This window comes from Blastococcus saxobsidens (assembly GCF_010682065.1).
In the GTDB taxonomy this organism is placed as follows: domain Bacteria; phylum Actinomycetota; class Actinomycetes; order Mycobacteriales; family Geodermatophilaceae; genus Blastococcus; species Blastococcus saxobsidens_B.
The window spans coordinates 53924-76429 of the sequence record NZ_JAAGWG010000024.1; the positions used below are offsets into that span (position 1 = coordinate 53924).

Annotated in this window: 21 protein-coding genes; 9 read left to right on the forward strand and 12 right to left on the reverse strand. The window is 73.9% G+C overall.

Going from position 1 to position 22506, the window contains the following annotated elements; genetic code table 11:
• The first annotated feature begins 9 nt into the window (after positions 1–9).
• Positions 10–570, forward strand: coding sequence for a hypothetical protein (locus GCU60_RS15000; protein WP_345770618.1), 561 nt, complete (start codon positions 10–12; stop codon positions 568–570).
• A gap of 6 nt (positions 571–576) precedes the next feature.
• Here the strand turns inward: GCU60_RS15000 and GCU60_RS15005 are convergent, their stop codons facing one another.
• The gene (locus GCU60_RS15005) at positions 577–1227 is read right to left on the reverse strand and encodes a JAB domain-containing protein (protein ID WP_239521256.1); all 651 of its coding nucleotides are present in this window, start codon (positions 1225–1227) and stop codon (positions 577–579) included.
• A 95-nt stretch (positions 1228–1322) separates the two neighbouring features.
• Here GCU60_RS15005 and GCU60_RS15010 point away from each other — a divergent pair, with 95 nt between their 5' ends.
• Positions 1323–1670 carry a DUF3024 domain-containing protein gene (locus GCU60_RS15010; protein ID WP_163206619.1) on the forward strand — a complete coding sequence of 116 codons (348 nt, stop codon included), beginning with the start codon at positions 1323–1325 and terminating at the stop codon, positions 1668–1670.
• 62 nt (positions 1671–1732) lie between these two features.
• Here GCU60_RS15010 and GCU60_RS15015 read toward each other — a convergent pair whose 3' ends face one another.
• The 3 genes from GCU60_RS15015 to GCU60_RS15025 form a co-directional block, all read right to left on the reverse strand.
• Complete coding sequence (locus tag GCU60_RS15015; RefSeq protein WP_163206621.1) at positions 1733–2851, reverse strand: NAD-dependent epimerase/dehydratase family protein; 1119 nt, start codon at positions 2849–2851, stop codon at positions 1733–1735.
• 94 nt (positions 2852–2945) lie between these two features.
• Positions 2946–4310 carry an MFS transporter gene (locus tag GCU60_RS15020; protein WP_163206623.1) on the reverse strand — a complete coding sequence of 455 codons (1365 nt, stop codon included), beginning with the start codon at positions 4308–4310 and terminating at the stop codon, positions 2946–2948.
• A 26-nt stretch (positions 4311–4336) separates the two neighbouring features.
• The gene (locus tag GCU60_RS15025; RefSeq protein ID WP_163206625.1) at positions 4337–5164 is read right to left on the reverse strand and encodes an alpha/beta fold hydrolase; all 828 of its coding nucleotides are present in this window, start codon (positions 5162–5164) and stop codon (positions 4337–4339) included.
• 213 nt (positions 5165–5377) lie between these two features.
• On the opposite strand from GCU60_RS15025, the gene idi reads away from it, so the two are divergent.
• Complete coding sequence (gene idi, locus GCU60_RS15030; protein ID WP_163206627.1) at positions 5378–5902, forward strand: isopentenyl-diphosphate Delta-isomerase; 525 nt, start codon at positions 5378–5380, stop codon at positions 5900–5902.
• 3 nt (positions 5903–5905) lie between these two features.
• Here the strand turns inward: idi and GCU60_RS15035 are convergent, their stop codons facing one another.
• Positions 5906–8527 (reverse strand): putative bifunctional diguanylate cyclase/phosphodiesterase, encoded by a 2622-nt coding sequence (locus GCU60_RS15035; RefSeq protein WP_163206630.1) that lies wholly within the window; start codon positions 8525–8527, stop codon positions 5906–5908.
• A 13-nt stretch (positions 8528–8540) separates the two neighbouring features.
• The gene (locus GCU60_RS15040) at positions 8541–10523 is read right to left on the reverse strand and encodes a S8 family serine peptidase (RefSeq protein WP_163206632.1); all 1983 of its coding nucleotides are present in this window, start codon (positions 10521–10523) and stop codon (positions 8541–8543) included.
• A 263-nt stretch (positions 10524–10786) separates the two neighbouring features.
• Between GCU60_RS15040 and GCU60_RS15045 the strand changes: the two genes are divergently transcribed.
• The 3 genes from GCU60_RS15045 (at position 10787) to GCU60_RS15055 (ending at position 12785) form a co-directional block, all read left to right on the forward strand.
• The gene (locus GCU60_RS15045) at positions 10787–11629 is read left to right on the forward strand and encodes a polysaccharide deacetylase family protein (RefSeq protein ID WP_163206634.1); all 843 of its coding nucleotides are present in this window, start codon (positions 10787–10789) and stop codon (positions 11627–11629) included.
• An 85-nt stretch (positions 11630–11714) separates the two neighbouring features.
• Positions 11715–12488, forward strand: coding sequence for an SDR family NAD(P)-dependent oxidoreductase (locus GCU60_RS15050; protein ID WP_163206636.1), 774 nt, complete (start codon positions 11715–11717; stop codon positions 12486–12488).
• 21 nt (positions 12489–12509) lie between these two features.
• Positions 12510–12785 (forward strand): hypothetical protein, encoded by a 276-nt coding sequence (locus tag GCU60_RS15055; protein WP_163206638.1) that lies wholly within the window; start codon positions 12510–12512, stop codon positions 12783–12785.
• A 3-nt stretch (positions 12786–12788) separates the two neighbouring features.
• On the opposite strand, the gene GCU60_RS15060 is transcribed toward GCU60_RS15055, so the two are convergent.
• Genes GCU60_RS15060 through GCU60_RS15070 form a run of 3 tightly spaced genes read right to left on the reverse strand, consistent with a single transcriptional unit; the run spans position 12789 to position 16958 of the window.
• Positions 12789–15164, reverse strand: coding sequence for a SpoIIE family protein phosphatase (locus GCU60_RS15060; RefSeq protein ID WP_163206640.1), 2376 nt, complete (start codon positions 15162–15164; stop codon positions 12789–12791).
• The gene (locus GCU60_RS15065) at positions 15161–15796 is read right to left on the reverse strand and encodes a biliverdin-producing heme oxygenase (protein ID WP_163206643.1); all 636 of its coding nucleotides are present in this window, start codon (positions 15794–15796) and stop codon (positions 15161–15163) included. The genes GCU60_RS15060 and GCU60_RS15065 overlap by 4 nt, the downstream gene beginning before the upstream one ends.
• A gap of 28 nt (positions 15797–15824) precedes the next feature.
• Positions 15825–16958 (reverse strand): PucR family transcriptional regulator, encoded by a 1134-nt coding sequence (locus GCU60_RS15070; protein ID WP_345770619.1) that lies wholly within the window; start codon positions 16956–16958, stop codon positions 15825–15827.
• Between the two features lie 200 nt (positions 16959–17158).
• Between GCU60_RS15070 and GCU60_RS15075 the strand changes: the two genes are divergently transcribed.
• Both GCU60_RS15075 and pruA read left to right on the forward strand, forming a co-directional pair.
• The gene (locus tag GCU60_RS15075; protein ID WP_345770620.1) at positions 17159–18091 is read left to right on the forward strand and encodes a proline dehydrogenase family protein; all 933 of its coding nucleotides are present in this window, start codon (positions 17159–17161) and stop codon (positions 18089–18091) included.
• 58 nt (positions 18092–18149) lie between these two features.
• The gene (pruA, locus tag GCU60_RS15080) at positions 18150–19775 is read left to right on the forward strand and encodes an L-glutamate gamma-semialdehyde dehydrogenase (RefSeq protein WP_163206648.1); all 1626 of its coding nucleotides are present in this window, start codon (positions 18150–18152) and stop codon (positions 19773–19775) included.
• An 11-nt stretch (positions 19776–19786) separates the two neighbouring features.
• On the opposite strand, the gene GCU60_RS15085 is transcribed toward pruA, so the two are convergent.
• Both GCU60_RS15085 and GCU60_RS15090 read right to left on the reverse strand, forming a co-directional pair.
• A complete protein-coding gene (locus tag GCU60_RS15085) occupies positions 19787–20326 on the reverse strand; it encodes a gluconokinase (RefSeq protein ID WP_163206651.1) in 540 nt (179 codons plus the stop codon).
• A 13-nt stretch (positions 20327–20339) separates the two neighbouring features.
• Entirely contained in the window at positions 20340–20852 is a 513-nt protein-coding gene (locus tag GCU60_RS15090) for a DUF488 family protein (protein ID WP_345770621.1), read from the reverse strand.
• A gap of 110 nt (positions 20853–20962) precedes the next feature.
• On the opposite strand from GCU60_RS15090, the gene GCU60_RS15095 reads away from it, so the two are divergent.
• Positions 20963–22135, forward strand: a complete 1173-nt coding sequence (locus tag GCU60_RS15095) for an MFS transporter (protein ID WP_163206655.1) — start codon at positions 20963–20965, stop codon at positions 22133–22135.
• Between the two features lie 22 nt (positions 22136–22157).
• Here the strand turns inward: GCU60_RS15095 and GCU60_RS15100 are convergent, their stop codons facing one another.
• Positions 22158–22502 (reverse strand): hypothetical protein, encoded by a 345-nt coding sequence (locus GCU60_RS15100; protein WP_163206657.1) that lies wholly within the window; start codon positions 22500–22502, stop codon positions 22158–22160.
• Positions 22503–22506: the final 4 nt, after the last annotated feature.

Below are 22506 nucleotides of genomic sequence, written 5' to 3' on the forward strand. Positions count from 1 at the left end.
CACGTTCGCGTGGGGGACGTGCTCCGGCTGGAGCGGACGAAGATCACTCCTGACCCGGCGGCGGCGTATCGCCAGATCGGTGTCTACTCGTGGGGCAAGGGAATCATTGAGAACGAGGCGATCCCCGGTGCGGAGCTGAGCAAGGTCACCTACTACCGTTTCCCGCCCAACGCTTTGATCCTGAGCAACATCCAGGCATGGGAGGCGGCGATCGCCGTATCGACCGAGCGTCAGGCGGAGGAGTTCATAGCCTCACAGAGATTTCTTCCGTACGTGCCGATCCGTGAAGGTGAAGTCGAGGCTCGCTACCTGCTGCACTTCTTCTTGAGTGATCCCGGGATGGTGCTCATTCGCAAGGCGTCGCCTGGCACGGTTACCCGTAACCGCACCTTGGGCATGAAGGCGTTCGAGGACCTTGTGGTTCCTTTGCCAGATGTCACTGCCCAAAGCGTGATGGTTGGCCGATTGGATCAACTGGCGGACATCGCCACGTTGATCGAGCGCCAACGCGCGGTCGCTGTGGCGCTACCTCAGGCGGCACGGAACGAGATCTTTTCGAAGCTTGTCTGACGCGGCTCAGATCGCACGCCAGTGGTCGCCGGCGACGATGAGGTGGTCGAGGAAGCGCAGCCCGCACGCCTCGGCGGCGGCGCGTACCTGAGCCGTCGCCGTGCGGTCGGCAGGGCTCGGTTCCAGCGATCCACCGGGATGGTTGTGCGCCAGGGCGAACGCCTGGCCGCCTCGGGTGAGCACTGCCCGCAGCACGTCACCGACCGGGGCGGCGGCGTGCGCCGTCGTCCCTTCGGCAATCGGAACTACGTCCACCACGCGCAGGCGCCTGTCCAGCACGGCAACCATCATCCGTTCGCGCTGCCGGTCCTGCAGGTGCGGCAGCACCGCCGCCGCCACACCCGCCGAGCCGGACACCCCCGACGCGGGCTCGGTGAGGGCGGCCCGGCGGCGCAGCTCTGTCGCAGCCGCGATGCGGGCCGATGCCGCCGGGCCGAGCCCCCGGATGCGCTCGATCTCCTGCACGGTCGTGGTGGCCAGCCCGGCGACTCCGCCCGTCGACGCGATGAGCCGGTGCGCGAGATCGATCGCGTTGTGCTCGCGATTCCCGGCGCCGATGAGGATGGCCACCACCTCGGCGTCCGTCAGCGCGTCCGGGCCGAGCCTCCGGAGGCGTTCCCGCGGGCGCTGCTCCACCGGCAGATCGGTGATGCGCATCGGTCGGCGGGGCACCAGCCGAGGCTAGTGAGACGCCTGACTGGTCGATGCCCCTCGGTCGGATCTGTGGACAGCTGGAGGAGAGGATGTGCTGCATGGGGACAGGACCGCCGCCGGAACTCGAAGTCGCCCGTGTCGAGCGGTGGTGCCGGGAGCAGGTGCCCGCTGCCGTCCGGGACGCGCTCCGCATCGAGTGCGAGATCTCCGGCCGTGACAACACCATCGTCGAGCGACGGCCACCGTGGAACGGTCAGTCCCGGGGGGAGTGGATGAGCACCCCGGTGGCTCGGCTCCGCCATCTGAAGTCGCGGAGCATCTGGCGGCTCTACTGGCGCGGCAGAGACGGACGCTGGCGTGAGTGCCCCTCGCTGCCGTATGCCGCGTCGGTGGATCAACTCCTGGAGGAGCTCGAACGCGACCAGGATGCGCTCTTCTGGGGCTGACAACTCTGCTGGACAGCCGAACGCCATGACCCGCCCTGCTCGGCAGCGCGCCGGACAGGTCCCTAGTTGGCGCGCGGGCCCGGGGCGTTCGCGACGTCGCCGGCCGGGTCCAGCGTCGGCCCGCCCGCCGGGCGGAGCAGCGGTCCCGGCGCGCCCACGCCGTCGCCCAGGGCGGCGACGAACTGGCGGAGCACCTCGTCGCCACGGTGGAACGGCGCCCAGTCCAGCAGCTTGCGGGCACGGGTGGTGTCCAGCGCCGGCACCTGGGTGCCGATGTCCAGCCACCCCGGCTCGGTGGGCACGACGTGCGCGGCGTGCGCGGCGGCCAGGCCGGCCCGCAGCAGCAGCGCGGGGGTGGGCACCCGGAAGGTCCCGAGCGCGCGGGCCAGCGCGTCGGCGTCCATCAGCGGTTCGGCGGCGAGGTTGAACGGGCCGGGAGCCCGCCGGTCGATCATCCGCTCGATCGCGTCGGCGACGTCGTCGGCGTGCACGAAGGAGATCGCCAGCGCCGGCAGCGGGAGGGGCAGCATCCTGGCCACCGGACCGGGAAGCATCCGTGCCGCCCCGAAGAGCAGCGGGCCGAGGAAGTAGCGGCCGATCTCGCTGCTGGCCTCCGGCTGCAGCACCAGCGTGGGCCGGACGACGGTCAGCGCGGTGTCGCGGTGGCGGCCGAACACCCCGCGCACGACCTGCTCGGCGGCGGACTTGTCCCGGCTGTACTGGGCGCTGGGGATGCCGGTGGTGGGCCAGTCCTCGGTCACCCGGTGCCCGCGGGCTCCACCGGCGTAGGCGCCGATCGAGCTCATGTGCACGAACTGGTCGACCCCGGCCGCGGCAGCCGCCCGGGCGACCCGGCGGGTGCCCTCGACGTTGACCTCGTGCAGCGCCTCGGGGTGCCGGCCCGGCTGGAGTGCCCAGGCCAGGTGGACGACGGCGTCGGCGCCGTCGACGAACTCGGCCACCTCCCGTTCGCTGGCCGCCTCGCCGAGGTCGGCGAGGTGCCAGCGCACTCCCTCGTAGGGCGCGACCGCCGGCGGGCGACGGCGGGCCAGTCCGCGGACCTCCGCCACGCCGGCCTTCGGGTCGGTCAGCCGGCGCAGCAGCGCGGTACCGACGTTGCCGCTGGCGCCGGTGACGGCGACCGTCTTGCCGGCGAGGTGACCGGGGGAGAAGTTCGGCATGACCTGCCGCTACCCGGCTCTCCTCCGGGCAACCGAGGTCAGGTGGCCCGGATCGCCGGACGCCGCCGGCCGGTGGCCCCCGTCCGCGCGGTCCTCAGCGGGCGCGCGGGGCGGATGTCGGTCCGTGGGCGACGCCCTGGTCCAGGGCCTGCCCGCGCAGTTCGGGCAGGCCGAGGGCGGCGACCGCGGCCAGCAGGAAGAAGGCGGCGAAGACGCCGAACACCAGGCCGGTGCCGCCGGTGTCCACCAGCAGCGGCACGCACAGCGGGGCGATGATCGAGGCGATCCGGCCGAAGCCCGCAGCGGCGCCCGCGCCGGTCGCGCGGAGGGCGGTCGGGTAGATCTCCGGCGTCACCGCGTACAGGGCGCCCCAGGCGCCGAGGTTGAAGAACGACAGCACCATGCCGGTCACCAGGATCGCGGTGTCGGCCTCGGCGGCGGCGAACATCCCGGCGCCGACCGCGGACCCGACGAGGAAGGTGGCCAGCGTGGGACGCCGGCCCCACTTCTCGATCAGGTAGGCCGCGACCGCGTACCCGGGCAGCTGGGCCAGCGTGATGATCAGCGTGTACTGGAAGGACTTCACCAGCGAGAAGCCGTCGTTGAACAGCAGCGTCGGGAGCCAGATGAAGGCGCCGTAGTACGCGAAGTTGATGCTGAACCACACCACCCAGAGCGCCGCCGTGCGGGAGCCGGTCCCGGCCGCCCACAGCGCACCCACCCGCGCCGGCCTGGCCGGGGGTGCCGGCGGCGGCGACGGCACCGGTTCCACGTCGGCCGACCGCTCGAAGCGGCGGACCGTGGCCTCGGCCTCCTCGGTGCGGCCGCGCAGCTCGAGGAAGCGCACCGACTCCGGCAGCCCGCGCCGGACGACGACGGCGTACAGCGCCGGCACCGCGCCGATCGCCAGCGCCCACCGCCACCCGTCGTCGCTGCTCGGGACGACGAAGTAGCCGATCAGCGCGGCGAGCGTCCAGCCCACCGCCCAGAACGCCTCGAGCAGCACGACCACCCGCCCGCGGACCCGGGCCGGGGCGAACTCGCTCACCAGCGTGGAGGCCACGGGCAGCTCGGCGCCCAGGCCGAGGCCGATGAGGAAGCGGAAGACCAGCAGCGCACCGACCGACCAGGACAGGGCGGCGGCGCCGGTGGCCACCCCGAAGACCAGCAGGGTGAGGGCGAACACCTGGCGGCGGCCGTACCGGTCGGCCAGCAGCCCGCCCAGGGTGGCGCCGAGCGCCATCCCCACGAAGCCGATGGACCCGATCAGCGACACCTCGCCGTTGGAGAGCCCCCACTGCGCGACGAGCGCCGTCATCACGAACGAGATGAGGCCGACGTCCATGGCGTCCAGGGCCCAGCCCATCCCGGAGCCGACGACCAGCCGGCCGTGCTCGCGGGTGAAGGGCAGGCGGTCGAGGCGCTCGGCGCGGGTGAGCCGGGACGTCGTGTCCTTCATGCGGGGAAGTCTCCCAACCGGTGTGGTCAGGCGCGCACGTGGGCGGTGACCAGCTCGGCGGTGCGCTCGGCGGCCAGCTCGGGGATCCAGTGCGTCACGTCGTCGAGGACCTCCAGCCGGTAGAAGGCGTCGACGAAGCGGGCGGTGTCCTCGGTGGCGGCGCGGCCCAGGAAGGCGTCGCCGGTGCTCCAGACGTGCAGGGTCGGCACGTGCACCGTGCCGACCGGGTCGCGCCCGCTCCACGGCAGCGCGCGGTACCAGTTGATCGCCGCCGTCAGCGCGCCCGGCTCCTGCATCCGCCGCACGTACCGGTCGACGTCGGCCCCGGGCAGCCCGCCGTGCTCGAGCATCCGGCGCATCGCCGCGCCGTCCCCGGCGAGCAGCAGCCGCTCGGGCACGACCGGCAGCTGGAAGAGCCCCATGTAGTAGGAGCGCAGCCCCTGGTCGCTGGTCACCACGGCCCGGGCCATCGCGCCGGGGTGGGGCACCGACAGGGCCGTCAGCGTCCGCACGCGCTCGGGGTACCAGGCACCCAGCGCCCAGCCGACGATGCCGCCCCAGTCGTGGCCGACGACGTGTGCGGAGTCGAGGCCGGCGGCGTCGAGCAGCGCCAGCACGTCCTGCGCCGTCTCGCGCAGCCGGTAGGCGCCGCGTCCGCGCGGACGGGCCATGGGGGAGTAGCCGCGCTGGTCGGGCGCGAGCGTGCGCAGCCCGTGCTGGTGCAGCGCCGGTGCCATCCGGTCCCAGGCGGAGGAGTCCTGCGGGAAGCCGTGCAGCAGGACGACGGGTTCGCCGTCGTCGGGCCCGGCGTCGCGGACGTCGAAGGTGAGGCCGTCCCGGCGGTAGCTGTCCACGAAGCTGATGCTGCCTCGCGCGGAGCGCGATGTCGCGACGAAGGGGGCCCGGAGGGTCCGCTGAGGAGCGACAGGAGCCGCCCCGCGAGGCGGTACGAGGAGCGGGGCCCGGAGGGTCCCCGACGAGGACCGGAAAGGGCTCCACGCAGCCGGGGAACGGTAGGTGGCCGCGGTGTCGTCCGGAGGACGACGAAGTAATGGACAATCCCTCCCATGGAGCTGATCGTGCTGGTCGACGACGACGGGCGGGAGATCGGCACGATGCCCAAGCCCGAGGTGCACCACGGCGAGACGCCGCTGCACCGGGCCTTCTCCGCCTATCTGTTCGACGAGGCGGGCCGGCTGCTGGTCACCCGGCGCGCGGCGGACAAGCAGACCTTCCCCGGCATGTGGACCAACACCGTGTGCGGCCATCCCGGTCCGGGCGAGGGCGACGACGCGGCGATCGCCCGCCGGGCCGGCTTCGAGCTGGGCCTGGGCGTGGCCGACCTGCGCCCCGCGGTGCCCGGCTACCGCTACCGGGCGGAGTTCCTCGGCGTGGTCGAGAACGAGATCTGCCCGGTGTACATCGGCCGGTTCACCGGCAGCCCGGCGCCCGACCCCAGCGAGGTGGGCGAGTGGGAGCTGCTCGACTGGGCCGCCTTCCGCCGTCGCCAGGAGACCGAGGGTGACGCCTGGTCGCCCTGGTGCCGGGAGCAGGCGCGGCTGATCGAGGACGCCGGGCTGCACTCCGTGTGACGCTCAGGCCGGGGCCAGCTCGTCGGCCGGGCCGCTCCGGTGGGCCGCCAGCGCCTGGGTGCTGCGCCGCACCGCTGACGCCGCCATGACGGCGCGGACCGCGTCCGCCTCGATCGGCTCGCTGAACAGGTAGCCCTGCGCGATGTCGCAGCCGAGCGCGGCCACCATCTCCGACTGCTGGGCCGTCTCGATGCCCTCGGCGACGGTGAGCAGGCCGAGGGTGCCGGCCAGCTCCACGATGGCGCGGGTGATCACGTCGTCGTGGGCGTCGCGGCCCAGGCCGTCGATGAACTCGCGGGCCACCTTGAGCATGTCGAGCGGGAAGCGGCGCAGGTAGGCCAGGGAGGAGTAGCCGGTACCGAAGTCGTCGATGGCGATCCGCACCCCGACGCCCTTGAGCGCCCACAGCCTGGCCGCGGCCGCCTCGCGGTCGTGCATCAGCACCGTCTCGGTGATCTCGAGGACGAGCCGGTGGGGCTCGAGCCCCGACGTGGCCAGTGCGGCGCAGACCTGGTCCACGATCCGGTCGTCGGCGACCTGCCGGGCCGACAGGTTCACCGTGACGAGGAAGTCGGCCCCCTCCGGGCTCTCCGCCACCCAGCGGGCGGCCTGCGTGCAGGCGTCGCGCAGCACGAGCTCGCCGATCTGCGTGATCAGTCCGCTGTCCTCAGCCAGCCCGATGAACTGGTCGGGCGAGCGCAGCCCGTCCACCGGGTGCTCCCACCGGACCAGCGCCTCGGCACCGATCGGGCGGCCCGTGCGCAGGTCGATCAGCGGCTGGTAGACCGTGCGCAGCTCGCCGGCCCGGATGGCGCGGGCCAGGTCGGCCGTCGAGTCCGCCCGGGAGGACGTGCTGTCGCCCAGCGCGGGGTCGTAGACCAGGAAGTCGTGGCCGCCGGAGCGCTTGGCCGTATACATGGCGACGTCGGCGTGCCGGACGAGGGTGTCGGCGTCGCAGTCCGCATCGCCGAGGGCGACGCCGATGCTGGCTCCCACGGTGGCGACGGCGTCGTCGCCGAGCAGCACGGGGACGTCGAACTGCGCGCGGATCCGGTCGATGACCCGGCTCACGCCGAACCGGTCGATCGGCCCGTCCAGCAGGACGACGAACTCGTCACCGCCCATGCGTGCGGCGGTGTCGGACGGCCGGAGGCAGCCGCGCAGCCGGTCGGCGACGGTGCGCAACAGGATGTCCCCGGCCTCGTGGCCGTAGGTGTCGTTGACCGGCTTGAAGCCGTCGAGGTCGAGGTAGAGGACCGCGGGGAAGACCTGGGTGCGGCCGGCCCCGGCGACGGCGTGCCGCACGCGGTCCAGGAACAGCGTGCGGTTGGGCAGCCCCGTCAGCGGGTCGTGCAGCGCCTGGTGCCGCAGCTGCTCCTTGAGGTCGGTCACCTGCCGGAGGTTCTCCTCGAGGCGGCCACGCTCCAGCGACGTCGCGACGTGCCGGGCGAAGGTGTCCAGCAGGGCCAGGTCACGGGAGGTGAAGGTGGTGACGTCGCCGATGCGGCCGCCGACGAGCAGCAGCCCGTGCACGCGGTCCTCGGTGCGCAGGGCGGCGGCGACGGCGTCCTTGAGCCCGCGGCCGGCGGCGTAGGTGTCCAGGGGGGCACCGCGTCCGTTGCCGGACCGGGTGATGAGCGCGCCGGAGGCGGTGGCCAGGCGGAGCAGCCGGTCGTGCTCGTCGGCGTCGTCGAGGGGGACCATGACCACGGCCTCGGCGCCCTCGCGGCTGCGGCTGACGGTGGCGCCGTCGGCGCCCTCGGGGCCGACCAGCACGAGCTCGGCCATCTCGGCCCGGAACGCCGAGCGCACCGAGTCGAGGAAGTCGCCGAGTGCGGCCTGCGTGTCGCCGGCGTGCAGGAGCGAGGTGACCTCGTGGAGCAGCCGCAGGTTGTCCTGCTGCTCCCGGGCTCCGGTGTAGGCGCGGTAGGCCACGACGATGCCGATGGTCGGGAGGGCCAGCAGGGCCACCGCGGCGGGGTCGTGGACGGCGGTGCGGGCGACGAGCAGCCCCACGGCGGCAGCCGCGACCGCCGCGGGGACGGTCAGGGCGCACATCGCCACGAAGGCCTGGGTGTCGGACCGACCCTCGGAGATGCTCATGACCGCGAAGATGCAGGCGTTGCCGACCAGGGTGGCCACGACGACGGCGACGAGGGCCGCCAGCCATGACCAGGTGGCCGGGATGGGTGCGGACAGCAACGAGTGGACCGTGACCGCCACGGAGCCGGTGAGGGCGAACAGGGCGGTGTTGAAGGCGAGCTTCAGCCCCCGCTGGCGGCGGTGCAGGACCAGCGCGGCCGCCACCCCGACCACCTGGGCCAGCACCAGGGCCCCGGGGGAGACGAGCACCAGGCCGGCGGCCATGAAGAGGTCGCTCACGGAGAAGGTGTGCGCATCCCTGTTGACCTGGACGTGCACGGGAAAGATCTCGCTGACGGCGAAGGCCGCCGCCCAGAGCACCCACGGCAGGGCCATGGCCGTGGGTGCCACGGGGAGCGGGCGGACGACGATGACGAACAGCGCCACCGCAGTCGCGGCCAGCACGCCCGTCAGCAGCATGATCCGCTGGGGAACGCTCAGCCGGTGCACACCGGACCGGTTCCCGGAGACACCGTTCGTCATCGTCGTCACCTCCTCAGGACCAGTCCGCGCCGGACCAGCTGACGCCGGACCAGCTGACGCCGGACCAGCTGACGCCGGACCAGCTGACGCCGGACCAGCTGACGCCGGACCAGCTGACGCCGGACCAGCTGACGCCGGACCAGCTGACGCCGGACCAGGAGACGCCGCTCCAGCTCACGCCGGACCAGCTCACGCCGGACCAGGAGACCCCGGACCAGCTGACGCCGGACCAGGACACGCCGCTCCAGCTGACACCGGACCAGCTGACGCCGGACAGCTCGGCCTGCTCGGCGACCTCGGCCTGCTGCTCGTCGGGCAGCTCCTCGAGCACCGCGGCCTGCTGCGCGACCGGCAGCGCGGCGATCACCTCGACCTGCTCGACGGCAGGCAGCTCGGTGATGGCCTCGACCGTCTCCTGGGTGGACTCCGCGACGATCTCGGTGACGCCCTCGGCGAGCGAGGCGGCGTCCGAGGAGCCGATGGCCTGGCCGGTCACGTCCACCTCGCCGGTCACGGCCTCGCCGTCGACCTCGACGATGACCGATCCGCGCGCCTCGTCGAGCGAACCCGACCCGGTGGAGACCCGGTGGGTCTGCACCGCGTTCTCCGGCGTGGGGGTGGTCATCGCGGTGGCCAGGTCGATCAGACCTGCCCCCTGCTGCCGCTCCGTGGCGTCGGGGATGGCCTTCGCCGTCCCCATGAGCAGGGCCTTGACCTCGTCCGGCGTGATCTCCGGACGCTGGTCGATCAGCAGCGCCGCGGCGCCCGAGACGACGGCTGCCGCCTGCGAGGTGCCGTTGCCCCGGAACAGCTTCTCCCCGATGCGCGCACCCGGAGCCGTCTGGTCCAGGTAGGAGTTCGGGCTGCGGAGGCTGACCACGCGCTCGCCGGGGGCGACCACGTCGGGGTTGCGCGTGCCGTCGCCGTCGTTCGAGAACGAGGAGACGACGTCGTCGGCGGTGTCCGCCGTGCCGAACGTGGCGGCACTGCCGACGGCGATGACGTAGGGGTCGGTGGCCGGGTTGTTGACCTTCCCGGTGCCGAACCCGTCGTTGCCGACCGCGACGACGACCACGATGCCCTTGTGCCAGGCCTGCTCGGCCGCGTAGGCGAGCGGGTCGAGCTGGTAGCTCTGCACGCCGTCGGTACCGAACGACATGTTCACCACGCGGATGTTCAGGCCGTTCTGGTCCCCCTGCTCGGTGACCCAGTCGATGGCCGCGATCGCCTGCGAGACGTCGGTGTACCCGAGGGCGTCAGCCACCTTGATGCTGACGATCCGGGCGTCCGGCGCCATGCCGACGAAGTCGCTGGAGTTCCCCGGGTACGCCCCGGTCGCGGCGTCGTCCCGGCCGGCGATGATGCCGGCCATGTGGGTGCCGTGACCGTTGGTGTCCAGGTTCTCCAGCGGAGTCCCGACCTCGAAGGAGAGGTCCGGACCGAAGACGAGCTTGCCCGGCGCGGTGAAGCCGTCGACCGGGACGGCGCCCGAGTCGATGACGGCGACGTCGACGCCCTCGCCGGTGTAGCCGGCCTCCCACATCGCCGCGGCGCCGGTGACCTCGTTGGCGATCGTGTAGAGCGAACCGGCCTGCGCCGCCTGGCTCTCGACGTCGGTGCTCTGCAGCGCCAGCCCGGCGTTCTCGGTGACCGAGTGGACGCCGGCGGCGGCGCGCAGGGCGTCGATCCGGTCGACCGGGACCTGGGCGGTGAAACCGCCGATGATCCCCAGCTGGCGCGTGACCGAGCCCCCGAACGCGGACACCGCCCGCTCGGGGCCCTGCCCCGAACCGGCCTTCTCGCGGACGATGACCGACACCTGGTCGGCCGACGACGACAGCGTGGCGGCTGCCGCGGTAGCGGGCCCGGTCAGGCCTGCTGCCACGAGCGTGGCCACCGCGACGGTCATCGCGCGTCCGGCGTGCCGAGGAATTCCGCCCCAGGTGACGCCGATGCTCGGCGCGCGTGGGGGTGATCCCTGCGGGTTGCTGCTCATTTCCGTACACCTCCTTGGTTGATCCGCACTCCATGTGTTGCGGGATCCCTTCGGCACGGGCCGACCGGTGCTGGATCGGATGAGCAGCTCGGTGTAGTGGATCCACCCAGGCGGGTGACCTCCTTCGCGTGACGCCGTCCGACGGGGGTCATGGGGGGGGGTCTGGTCACCCTCTGCAGACGACCCGTCTCGGAGCGAAGTGGATCGGCGCGTCGGCCACCGGCTCCGCCGACACGTGGGCGAACGGAAATACCTTCCGCGACATGGACCGACGACGGTTCCTGCTCGCGCTCGCGGCCGGACTGGCAGGCACGGCGGTGATCCGCGGGGCGGACGGGCTCGGCGACGCCCTGGCACCCGTGGCCGACGCGCCCACCCCGCCGGCGCGGCCTCCCGGCGCGACCGCCGCGGCCGCGGTGCCCGGCACCGTGCCGCAGCTCCCACCGGTGGGAGTCGTCGACGCGCTGCCCGGCGAGGGCACCGCCCTGGCGCTCAGCATCGACGACGGCACCAGCACCGAGGTGGTGGCGGCGTTCGCGCGCTTCGCCGCCGACAGCGGCGTGCGCATGACCTTCTTCCCCAACGGCCGCTACCGCTCCTGGGAGGACAACGCGCCGGTGCTCCGCCCGCTGATCGAGTCCGGCCAGGTCGCCATGGGCAACCACACCTGGTCCCACCCCGACCTGACCACCCTCGGCGACCAGGAGGTGGCCGAGGAGATCCGGCGCAACCGCGACTTCCTGCGCACCACCTTCGGCGTCCACGACAGCCCCTTCTTCCGGCCACCGTTCGGGGCGCGCGACGAGCGCACCGACCGGATCGCGGCGGACCTGGGGCACCCGACCATCGCGATGTGGAACGGCACCCTGGAGGACTTCCGGGTGCTGACCGCCGAGGAGCTGATGGCCGCCGCCCGGCGCTGGTTCAACCCGCAGACGATCGTCGTCGGCCACGCGAACCACCCCGCGGTGACCACCGTCTACGGGCAGCTGCTCGAGCTGATCGCCGAGCGGGAGCTGCGGACGGTGACCCTCGCCGACGTCTGGGCGACCCCGGGCCAGCGGCTGCGCGGCGCCACCGCCCTCGGGCGGCTGACCGTCCCCTGACCGGTCGGCACCTCCGACCTGCGCGCCGGTCGATCCTCGGCGAGGCTGTCGTGGACCGAGGACGCACGCACGACGGAGGAGATCGATGGACGCGCCGCTGAAGGGCCGGGTCGCACTGGTGACGGGGGGTGCCAGCGGGCTTGGCCGGGCCACGGCGCTCGCGCTCGCCGAGGCCGGGGCGCACGTGGCGATCGGCGACATCAACGCCCCGGGCGCCGAGGAGACGCTGTCCCGGGTGACGGCGGCCGGCGGCGCCGGCGACGTCGTTGCCCTCGACGTCACCGACGACGGCAGCCGCCGCGACGTCGTGGCGCGGCTGTTCGACCAGCACGGGGAAGCCTTCGACATCCTGGTGAACGTGGCCGGCATCGACCGCCCCGGCTACATCACCGACATCGACCTCGCGGACTACCAGCAGGTCATGGCGGTCAACTGCGAGGGCCCGATCTTCCTCACCAGCGAGTTCATGAAGCGGGTCCAGGAGCTGCCCGAGGGCCGGACCGCCGACGTCGTGCACGTGGTCTCGCTGTCCGCGATCACCTCCGGCAGCGGGGCCATCGCCTACAACGGTTCCAAGGCCGGCTTCCTCAACGCCACCAAGTGCATCCAGCGCGAGCTCCGGGAGAAGGCGATCCGCGCCGACGACGGCAGCGAGCGTCCCTTCCCGTGCCGGGTGCAGAGCGTCATCCCCGCGGCCATGGACACCCCGATGATGGAGCAGTGGGGCATCCCCGGGCACCTGATGATGCCGCCGTCGGCCGTCGCCGACGCCATCCGGACGCTGATCACGCTGCACCCGACGGCGTTCATCCCGGAGATGCAGATCGTGCCGCGGCTCGAGCCCAACTTCCCGCGGTGACGGCACGTGAGGAACAGCCGAGTGAGCGCTCCCGACGACCCGACGCCTGACACGGCGATGGCGGCCGGTTCCGACGTGGGCGAGCCGGGCCCGCGCCTGGGCCCCGGTGACCTCGCGCCGGACGAGGAGCGCCTGCTCGCCGCGCTGGAACGCGACACCGGCGGCGCTCCCGCCGTCCCGGCGGCGGACGCCGAGGCGTTCGTCCGGGGTGCCGCCGGTGTCGGGCGGCCCCCGGCGCGGGGCAGGGTGCCGGACGACGGCCTGGTGCCGCGGTTCACCGCTCCCGGAGGGGACTGACCCTCAGCACTCCTGCGGACGGATGCGGACGGCGACGAGCGCGACGTCGTCCTCCGCGCCGTCGGGGAGCAGCCGCTCGAGCAGCCGGTCGCAGAGCGGGCCCACCGGCAGTCGGCGCAGGTCGGCCAGCGCCTCGGCGAGCTCCTCCACCCCGTCGTCGAAGACCTGGTCGCGCCGCTCCACGAGGCCGTCGGTGTAGAGGAGCAGGGTCGAGCCGTCCTCGATCACGGTCTCCTGCTCGGTGCGCGGCAGTGCCGCATCCACGCCGAGCAGGAGACCCGGCCGGTTCGCCTCGAGCAGCCGTTGCGTCCCGTCGGGAGCGGCCACCAGCGGGGGCAGGTGGCCGGCGCTGGCCCAGCGCAGCCGCATGATCCCGGCGTCGCAGTCGGCCGGGGACTGCTCCAGGCGCCCCACCAGCACGGTGGCCATGGTCGTGAGGTGCAGCCCCTCGATCGCCGTGTCCAGCCGGGTGAGCACCTCGGCAGGGCCGGCGGCGTTGTCGAAGGCGATCCCCCGCAGCAGGCCGCGCAGCTGCCCCATGGTCGCCGCCGCCTCGGTGTCGTGTCCGACCACGTCCCCGATGATCAGCATGGTGGAGCCGTCGGGCTGCTCGAAGACGTCGTACCAGTCGCCACCGACCTGGGCCTCGCGGGCGGCGGGCACGTAGCGCACCGCCACCTCCAGGTGAGGGGGCTCCGGCGGGTCGGACAGGAGGCTGCGCTGCAGCGTCTCGGCGGCCCGCACGATGCTGCGCGAGCGCGCGTACAGGGCCTCCAGCAGGTGCACCCGCAGCTCCGTGGCCGCCTCGACGTCCGACGCCGTCCAGGGCTCGGAACGGCCGCGCACGGTCTCCCGCCACCGCTCGAAGGACTTCCGGGGGCTCAGCCGGACGTCGTCGCCCTCCTGCTCGGCGATCGCCTTGTTGCTCGGGTCGCCGCCCCAGTCGACGTGCCGCACCGCCTCGCCGCGGAACCACAGCACGAACTGCCCCTCGGGGAGGGGCAGGACGAGCACCCCGCAGGCCGGCTCCACCGGGACACCCAGCTCAGGTTCGGCCACCGGCAGCGCGTCCGAGGCGACGACGTCCTCGCTCCGGCGGGCGGCCCAGTCGGTGATGCGCTCGGTCAGGCCCGGCGGCAGGGCGGCGCCGAGCGCGCCGCGGTGGCCCTGCAGGTGCACCACCACGCCGTCGGCGGGCAGCAGACCGAGCAGGTTCGGCGTTCCGAGCAGGGTATCGGTGAGCGGCCGGTCCTCGTCCAGGGCCGCGGCGGTCAGCCAGGCGAGCGTCGAGCGCGACTCCAGCGCGCGGGCGTGCTCGTCGTCCGAGGCGCGGTCGATGAGCCGGACCGACAGGGTCGAGCCGAGGAACTCGGCGGCCGCGCGGGTGGCGTACGGCGGCGCGTGCGGACCGCTGTAGTGGTGGCAGGCGATGAGGCCCCAGAGCTTGTCCTCGCGCAGCAGCGAGATCGACATCGAGGCGCGCACGCCCATGTTGTGCAGGTACTCGACGTGGATCGGGGAGACGCTGCGCAGCGCGGAGTAGGTGAGGTCCAGCGGCCGGCCGCTGACCGGGTGGTCGACCGGGTGCAGCGGCACCGGCGTGTAGTCGACGTCGGAGATCAGCCGGATCCAGTTCTTCTCGTACAGCGCCCGCGCCTGGGCGGGGATGTCCGAGGCCGGGTAGTGCAGCCCCAGGAAGGAGTTGAGGTCCTCCTGCTTGGCCTCGGCCACGACCTCGCCGTTGTAGTCGGCGTCGTAGCGGTAGACCATCACGCGGTCGAAGCCGGTGAGCCGGCGCACGGCCTCGGCGGTGATGTCGTACAGCTCCTGCAGCGAGGACGCCCGGTTGAGGTCGCCGATCGTGCTGCGCACCGCCTGGTAGGTGTTCGGGAAGGAGAACGGGCGTGGCCCGCGGGCCGGCTCCAGCTCCACGACCAGGCTGGACTGCGGCGGCACCGTGCTCGCGTCGGCCACGGGCTCGCCGTGCCCGTCGGCCACCGGGTGGCCGGGTTCGATGAGCGCCCGGTGCAGCAGGGCGTCGACGGGCACCGGGTCGCCGTCGACGTCCAGCGTGATCTCCACCGGGTTGCGCTCCCGCAGGTCGCCGAAGGCGCTGGCCGAGCGGACGACGGCGCCGGCCGCGGCGACGCCGAGCACCTCGGCCAGGGGGCGGCCGATGGCGCGCTGCCAGGGCACCCCGGTGAGATCGGCGAGGTTGGCCGAGACCTGCTGGACGATCCAGTCCGGGTCGCTGACGGCGATCATGACACCGCGGGGCTGGACGGAGCCGGGGATGTGGATCGGTTCGCGTTCGCAGTTGGTGAGGTCGACCGGCGCCCCCGGTATGAGGAACGAGATGTCGCGATCGACGTCGGTCACGCGGAGACCTCCCGGTGCTGGGCCGCGGGACGGCACCACTCGGCCAGCGCGCGGAACGTGTCCCGGGCGGAGCCGAGGACCCGGTCGACGTCCCCGCCGGCGGCCACGTGGGCGCGGGCCCCGCGGCGGAAGGCGGCCCACATCGACCCGGTCCGCTCGCCGTACGGGGAGAAGGCCCGGATCCGGACATCGGCCAGGCCCGGCAGCTCCGCGAGGTGCCGGTCGATGAACGTGCCGCCGAGGGTGGAGCCCTCCAGCACGTAGAGCCGGCCCACCGCCTCGTCGGTACCGGGGACCGGCGGGAGGCGGGGCGTGCTGCTCGGTGGCGCGGCGCCGAGCGCGGCCAGGTCGCCGGCGAACAGGCCGCTGCGGCGGCGGCCGGCCCAGTCCAGGGCCGCGGCGTCGGCGGGCAGCCGGGCCGCCCACTCGTCGAGCCCGTCCTCGGCCGCCGTCCAGAAGCCGTGCATCAGGGTGAGCACGGAGGCGAGCCGCTCGCGGTCGAGCCGCGGGTCGAGCAGGTCGAGGGTGTCCTCGACCGCCTGGTGCTCCGGCGCGGTGCCGGTGCGCAGCAGGCGCATCACGTCGTCGGCGCTGCGGTCGTCCCCGTGCGCTGATCCATCTCCCGCAGGCATCCCCGCGAGCGTAGGCGACCTCGGCGGGTCAGGCGCGGGGCAGCCGGGGTACGCCGGCGAGCCGGGCCGCGCGCAGTCCCGCGTGCAGCAGCAGGCGGGCGTCGCCGTCGGCCATGTCCAGGCAGGTCAGCGCGGCGATCCGGCCGAGCCGGTAGTACAGCGTCTGCCGGTGTATGCGCAATGTCTCAGCCGCCCGCACCGCGCTTCCGGCGCAGTCGAGGAACACCTCGGCCGTCTCGGTGAGCACCGGGTCGGCGAGGAGGGGGTGCAGCGCGGGGTCGGGTGCCGACAGCTCGGTGGCCATCCGCCAGGCGCCGAGCTCGGCCCAGTGCGCGACGGGGGAGAAGCGCGGCACCGCGGCGGCCACCCGGGCCGCGGCGCAGGCCTCGCGCCACTGGTCGGGCAGCTCGCCGGTTCCGTGGCGGACCGCCGAGACGCCCGCGGTGCTGCCGTCGGGCAGGGACCGCAGCGAGGCGGCGGTGAGGGCGCCGGCCGGGCGCAGGTCGGCCGCCGTCGGCAACGGGAGCAGGACGGCGACGGGGCCGCCGTCGACCACCGTGGCGACGGCGCCGGCGGCCGGCAGCACCCGGTCCGGTGGCGGCTGCCCGTCGGCGGGAGCGAGGGCGACCAGCACCTGGGCGGTGTTCCCGGGCAGCTCCTCGGCCAGCCGGCGCACGGCCTGCGCCCGCGCGCCGGGACGCCCGGTGAGCGCGTCGGCCAGCGTCCGCCCCAGATCGGCCGGGGGGCGGTCCGCGAGCAGCCGGCCGGCCTGGGCAGCGAGCTCCATCGCCCGGGCGAGGGCGGGATCGCCGTCGTCGTCGGGGTCGATCCGGCCGTCGTCGAGCAGCCACAGGTAGCCGTGGCTGCGCTCGTCGTGGCGGACCGGCAGCACCAGCCGGGTGAGGATCCCGGCGGCTGGATCGGCCGGGGTGCGCAGCGGCCGGGTCGCCGAGGCGATGCCGAACTCCTCGAACCACCGGCGGGTCGCCAGCGCCGAGCCGCGGGTCAGGATCGAGCGGGTGCGGACGGCGTCCATCGGGTCGGCGCCGCTGTCGTCGTGGGCGCAGAAGGCGAGCAGCGTGAAGGCGGCGTCCTCGAGCGTGGCCGGCGCGGCGAGCACCCGCGACACCTCGTCGACCAGTTCCTGCAGGTCGTCCCGCACCGCCGCCCCCCTTCTCCCCGGCATTCAGTGCACTTTCTGCCCGGCGGTAAGTGCACTTTCTGCCCGGCGGTTGGTGCACTTTCTGCCCTCGTACAGCTGTATGAGAGCAGAGCCGCGAAGTCCCGACATCTGTCCCTGGCCCCGAGGGGTGGGGGTGCCTAGCGTTCGGGGTGTCGATCCGACGCCTCCCGGGAGATCCCGTGCTGCTCTCCAAGGTCCTCCTCGCCGCTGCCCGGCGCCCCGCCCTGCGCGCGGCCGTCGTCCGCACGCCCGCCACCCGTGCGGTGGTCGACCGCTTCGTGCCGGGGGAGTCGCTCGACGACGCCGTGGCCGCCGTCCGGTCGCTCTCCGCCCAGGGGATCGCGGTGACGCTGGACCACCTCGGCGAGGACGTCACCGACCGCGCGCAGGCCCTCCGCAGCCGCGACGCCTACCTCGCCCTCCTCGAGGCGCTCGCCCCGCTCCGGCTCGGCCCGGCCGCCGAGGTGTCGGTCAAGCTCTCGGCGTTCGGCCAGGCGCTGCCCGGCGGCGGGCACGACGTGGCGCTGGAGCTGGTCCGCCCGGTCGCCGAGGCGGCGACGGCGGGCGGCACCACCGTCACCCTCGACATGGAGGACTCCCGCACCGTCGACTCGACGCTCGCCGTCCTGGCCGACCTGCGCAAGGAGCACCCCGGGACCGGCGCCGTGCTCCAGGCGATGCTGCACCGCACCGAGGAGGACGCGAGGGCTCTCGCCGTCGCCGGTTCGCGGGTCCGGCTGGTCAAGGGCGCCTACGACGAGCCCGACACCGTCGCCCACCGGCGGAAGAAGGACGTCGACGCCGCCTACCTCCGCTGCCTCGAGCTGCTCATGGCCGGCCCCGGTTACCCGATGGTCGGCTCGCACGACCCGGCGATCATCGGCCGCGCCCACGAGCTGGCCGCCCAGCACTCCCGCTCGGCCGACTCGTGGGAGGTGCAGATGCTCTACGGCATCCGCCCCGACGAGCAGCGCCGCCTCGCCGCTGCCGGCACCACCGTTCGGGCCTACGTGCCCTACGGCGCCGACTGGTACGGCTACTTCGTGCGCCGGCTGGCCGAGCGCCCGGCCAACGTCGCCTTCTTCCTGCGCTCGCTCGTCACCCGCTCCTGAGATCCGCAGGGCCAAAATGGCCATTTTGGCCCTCTCCGACCACGGAAAGGTCCCGCACATGGACGCCGTCACCCGCGTACCCGCGCCGCACAACGAGCCGGTCCTCGGATACGCCCCCGGCTCGCCCGAGCGGACCGAGCTGCAGCAGCGCCTCGCCGAGCTGGCCGCTGAACCGCTGGAGCTCACCAGCACGATCGGCGGCCGGCAGCGCATGGCGGCCGGCGAGCGCTTCGACGTCGTGCAGCCGCACCGGCACAGCGCCGTCCTCGGCACGTCGGCGAACGCCACGCATGCCGACGCCCAGGACGCCGTCCGCTGCGCGAAGGAGGCCGCCCCGGCCTGGCAGGAGCTCTCCTTCGACGACCGCGCCGCGGTGTTCCTGCGCGCCGCCGACCTGCTGGCCGGCCCGTGGCGGCAGACGCTCAACGCCGCCACGATGCTCGGCCAGAGCAAGACCGCCGTCCAGGCCGAGATCGACAGCGCCTGCGAGCTCGTCGACTTCTGGCGCTTCAACGTGCACTTCGCCCGCCAGATCCTCGCCCAGCAGCCGCAGTCCTCGGCCGGCGTCTGGAACCGCACCGACCACCGCCCCCTCGAGGGGTTCGTCTACGCGGTGACGCCGTTCAACTTCACCGCGATCGCCGGCAACCTGCCGACGGCGCCGGCGCTCATGGGCAACACCGTGGTGTGGAAGCCCGCCCCCACCCAGCAGTTCGCGGCGCACCTGCTCATGCGGCTGCTCGAGGAGGCCGGGCTGCCGCCGGGCGTCGTCAACATGGTTCCCGGCGACGGGATCGCCGTCTCCGACGTCGCGCTGGCCGACCGCGACCTGGCCGGCATCCACTTCACCGGGTCGACCCCGGTGTTCCAGCACCTGTGGCGCACCGTCGGGGAGAACATCGCCGGCTACCGCGGCTACCCGCGGATCGTCGGCGAGACCGGTGGCAAGGACTTCGTCGTGGCCCACCCGTCGGCCGACGTCGACGTGCTGCGCACCGCGCTGGTCCGCGGCGCGTTCGAGTACCAGGGCCAGAAGTGCTCGGCGGCCTCCCGCGCCTACGTGCCGCGGTCGGTGTGGGCTCGCCTGAAGGACGACCTGGTGGCGACGACGGAGTCGCTGGAGATGGGCGACGTCACCGACTTCTCGAACTTCATGGGCGCGGTGATCGACCGGAAGTCCTTCTCGAAGCTGTCCGGCGTCCTGGACCGGGTGGACGGCGACCCGGCGCTGTCGATCGTCGCCGGCGGCACCGCCGACGACAGCGAGGGCTTCTTCGTGCGGCCCACGATCATCGAGGGCACCGACCCCGGCCACGAGGTCTTCACCACCGAGTACTTCGGCCCGGTGCTCGCCGTGCACGTCTACGACGACGCCGACTACGACGCGGTGCTGACCCAGATGGAGTCCGCGGCGCCCTACGCCCTCACCGGCGCGGTCATCGCCCAGGACCGGGTGGCGATCGCGCACGCCCAGAAGTTCCTCCGCCACGCAGCCGGCAACTTCTACGTCAACGACAAGCCGACCGGCGCCGTCGTCGGCCAGCAGCCGTTCGGCGGCGGGCGGGCGTCGGGCACCAACGACAAGGCCGGGGCGCCGCAGAACCTGATGCGCTGGACCAGCAGCCGGTCGATCAAGGAGACGTTCGCGGCCGCGACCGACCACCGCTACCCGCACATGGGGTGAGGTCCCGCCGGTCAGCCCGGGGACGGCAGGGCGGTCCCGCGGTCCTGGGCCAGCCCGTCCAAGATGTGGGCGAGCACCTCGTCGATGTCCCCGATGCCGGGAACGGTGACGCCGGCCTCGTCCTCGCCGAGCGGCTCGAGGGTGGAGAGCTGGCTGACCAGCAGGCTGGCCGGCATGTAGTGGCCCTTCCGGGTGGTCAGCCGGTCCATCAGCACGGTCTGCGGCACCGCGACGTGGGCGAACCACACCGAGTCGTTGCCCTCGCGCAGCAGGTCGCGGTAGCTGCGCTTGAGCGCCGAGCACGTCACCACGGAGGACTGACCGGCCCGCTCCCGCTCGCCGATCCACCGGGCCACGTCCTGCAGCCACGGACGGCGGTCGTCGTCGTCGAGCGGGAAGCCGGCGCGCATCTTCTCGACGTTGGCCTCGGGATGGAAGTCGTCGCCCTCGGCGAACTCCCAGCCGAGTCGCTGGGCCAGCGCCACCGCGACGGTGGTCTTGCCGGCGCCGGAGACGCCCATGACGACGACGGTGGTGGGACCAGAGCTCATGGGCCGACCGTAGTCACTGCGCGGGCCAACGCACCTGGCCACGTTCACCGCGGACCGCCCCCGCGGCGGGCTGGTGGGGGGAGAGCCGGCCGTCGGGCATCAGGTGCCGTACCGCCAGGCCCCGGCCGAGGACGACGACGTCGGCGATCAACCGCCGGTGGCAGCGCCACCAGACGCTCTCGCTGCACATCACCGCCACGGTCCGCTCGGCTGCGTCGGCCAGCACCTGGTCCAGCGCCGCGGTGAACTCGGGGGTCCGGGTGTGCGCGGCGTAGGCGGCGAACTGGGTGACGGTCCACCAGCCGTCGGCGGCGGGCTCCCCGGCCGGCAGCGTTCGGCGCCCGCCGAGGCGCTCCTCCCACCGGTAGTCGATCCCGGCGTCCGGCAGCCACCCGGCCAGTGCCTCCCGCTGCACGTCGGGGTTGTTCCGGCTGCCGGGGAAGCGGCGGACGTCGACCAGGAGCTGCACGCCGGCGCCGGACAGGCGGGCGCCGAGCGCCGAGCGGTCCTCCGGCCCGTGGCCCACGGTCAGCAGCGGAGGGAGAGCTCGCCCTGTTGCACCTCGCACGGGGGGCGCGGGGGCGGGCGGGGTGGCCGTCCCGGAGTCGTCGTCAGGCATGCCACTAGCTTCGTGCCGTGAGCGGGGGAGCGGCGCAGGCGCGGACCTCGCTGTGGCGGTCGCGCGGGGTGCTCGCCCTCGTGGGCGTGACGGCGCTGGGATTCGCCAGCTACTGCCTGACGCTGGCGTCGCTGCCCACCTACGCGGTCACGGGCGGAGCGTCGGAGAGCACGGCCGGTGTGGTCACGGCGGTCCTGCTCGTCGTGACCATGGTCGTGCAGACGGCGGTGCCGGCGCTGACGACGCGCTTCGGCGCCGGCCCGGTCCTCGCCGTCGGCCTGCTCGCCCTCGGCCTGCCGGCCCCCTTCTACGCCCTGGACGACGGCATCGGCTGGATCTGCGCGCTGTCGGTCGTGCGCGGTGCCGGGTTTGGCATCCTCACCGTGCTCGGCGCGACGCTGGCGACCCGGGTCGCGCCCCCGGAGCGGCGGGGCGAGTCGCTCGGCGTCTACGGGCTGGCCATCGCGATCCCGAACATGCTGGCGGTGCCGGCCGGCGTCGCGCTGGTGCTCGCCGGCCACGTCGGGTGGCTGTCGTGGCTGGCCGCCTCGCCCCTGCTTGGGCTGCTCTTCCTCCCGATGCTGATGCGCTCGCTGCGCGGCGGGGAGGAGTCCGGTACGCCCGGTCGTGCGGGTGCCGCCGTGCGCGCGGCCGCGGCGCCGTCGGTGGTGCTGTTCGTGGTGACCACCGCCGGCGGCGGGCTGGTCACCTTCCTGCCGATCGAGCGGCCCGACGGCCGGCTCGCGACCGTCGCCCTGCTGCTGTGGGGGCTGTTCGGGGCCGTGACCCGCTGGCGGGCCGGCGTGCTCGCCGACCGGCTGGGCAGCGCGCTGCTGCTGCCGGTGGCGCTGGCGGTGTCGGCGGTCGGGCTGGCGCTGACCGGTGTCGGGCTGTGGACCGGGTCGGGCTGGGTGCTGCTGGGCGCGGCGCTCTTCGGGGCCGGCTACGGCGCGGCGCAGAACCTCACGCTGCTCCGGGCCTTCGCCCGGGCCGGCGAGGGTGGCACGACGGCGGCCAGCGCCACCTGGAACGCCTCCTTCGATGCCGGGACGGCGTGCGGCGCCCTGCTGCTGGGCCTGGCGTTCGGTGCCGTGGGGCTGCCCTGGACCTTCGTGCTGGTGGCGGCATCGCTGGCCGCCACGCTGCCGCTGGCCCGGGTCGCCGCACGTCCCGTCCCGGTGCGGGCCTGACCGCGCCGATCGGGGACGCCGGTCAGGGCAGCCGGGCGATGGTGGCCTGCAGCGAGCGGATGAAGAGGATCTCCTCGCCGGAGCGGCGCAGCCACGTGCGCAGCCCCTCGGGGTCGCGCCGGTGGGAGTCGCGCAGCTGACCGAGCTTCAGCTGCCGGGTGCTCGCCTGGGCCCGCTGGGCGGTGGGCAGCACCCGCCCTTCCGCGCGGGCGATCGCGGTCAGCGCGGCGCCGACGAACACGAGGTCACGGATGTCGGTCAGGCCGGCGAGGAACTCGTCGGCGGCGTCGTCCTCTCCCTCGGAGAGGAAGGTCAGCAGGTGGTCGGCGCGGCGGCGGCCCTCGGCCTCAGGATCCAGCGTGGTCACCCCA